This window comes from bacterium endosymbiont of Bathymodiolus sp. 5 South (assembly GCF_900128535.1).
GTDB lineage: Bacteria > Pseudomonadota > Gammaproteobacteria > PS1 > Pseudothioglobaceae > Thiodubiliella.
Genome location: NZ_FQTR01000312.1, coordinates 1 through 1357 on the forward strand (window position 1 = coordinate 1; position 1357 = coordinate 1357).

Annotated in this window: 1 protein-coding gene; it reads right to left on the bottom strand. The window is 43.5% G+C overall.

Annotation, left to right across the window (positions count from 1 at the left end; translation table 11 throughout):
* Positions 1 to 1357, bottom strand: a 1357-nt coding sequence (locus BBROOKSOX_RS11085; protein ID WP_180324028.1) for an Ig-like domain-containing protein, incomplete at both ends; no start/stop codon positions are given.

Sequence of the window (1357 nt, forward strand, 5' to 3'; positions counted from 1 at the left end):
ACCATCAACATTGATATTACCCGCCGCGTCGCTAAATTTATCACTTGCTACTGAGATTGTGCCTGCAGTTACACTGTTGAGTGTTGGGGTAAAAGTTGCTGTATAAATTTTAGTTTCATTAGCCTTAAGTGCAAAATCAGTCAATATACCCCCTGTAACAACTATATCAGTGGCGTCAAAATCAGTGGATACTTCGCTTAGAGTAAAGGTAATGGTGGTGCTCTCACCTGTTTTGAGCTGGCTCACATTACTAGTAATAGCAATGGCAGGTAGGTTTGTATCAGATATTGTTACACCTTTTTGAACCCAAAGTTCGGCATTAGCAGCTGTATTGGCGTCACTATGAGCGTAAACAGTATAAGTAACACCATCAACAGTTTTCTCAGTTATTGAATCATCAAAGCCAGTGGCAATCACTTCGTCACCACTATTGCCCAATACTTTAAGAATATTGGTGCTAGTAGAGGCGTCTAATAAATCATCTAAGTTGAGCTTTAGAGTGTTGTCGCCTGAGCCTGTCATATCAATAACTTCAATGTCTTGGATGCGTCTGTCGCTGATCTTGGTTAAATCTAAGGTTAAACCTGCACCCTTTAATTTAAGGGTGTCAATACCGCCACCGCCATCAACACGTGCACGGTTGCCTGTGCCGATTTGCTCTAGTGCGGTGATGTTGCTGGCGTTGATGATGATCGTATCGTCACCTACACCTGCGTTAAAGACATCCATACCGCCGTTGCCTGTTAGGGTGTCGTTGCCTGCGCCAGCAACAAAGATTTCATCTTTAGTGGTGCCAGTAAGAGTATTGGCATTTTTATCGCCAAGGTAATCAATGGTGTATTTTGACTCATCACCCAGTTTTGATAAATCTACGGCGTCAGTATCTGTTTTACCGAAGATGACATAGGATTTGCCTGCGTCTGACTTGCCACTTGGATCGGCTTGATAAGCGCCTACAATTAAATCATCTAAGCCGTCGCCGTTGATATCACCTGCGCTGGAGACTGAGAGACTACTAGAATTATCCGCTGACTCGCCATTGATAACAAAGCCGCCTGTGCCAGTAGCAATGGCTGATAAATTAATAGCGGTGTTGTCTTGTTTGCCGAAGATGACATAAGATTTACCTGCGTTTGGTTTATTGCTTGGATCAACACTATAAGCACCCACAATTAAATCATCTAAGCCATCGCCGTTGACATCACCTGCGCTAGAGACTGCGCGACCACTATAATCATTCGCTGACTCGCCATTGATCACAAAGCCGCCTGTGCCAGTAGCAATGGCTGATAAATTAATAGCGGTGTTGTCTTGTTTGCCGAAGATGACATAAGATTTACCTGCGTTTGATTTATTG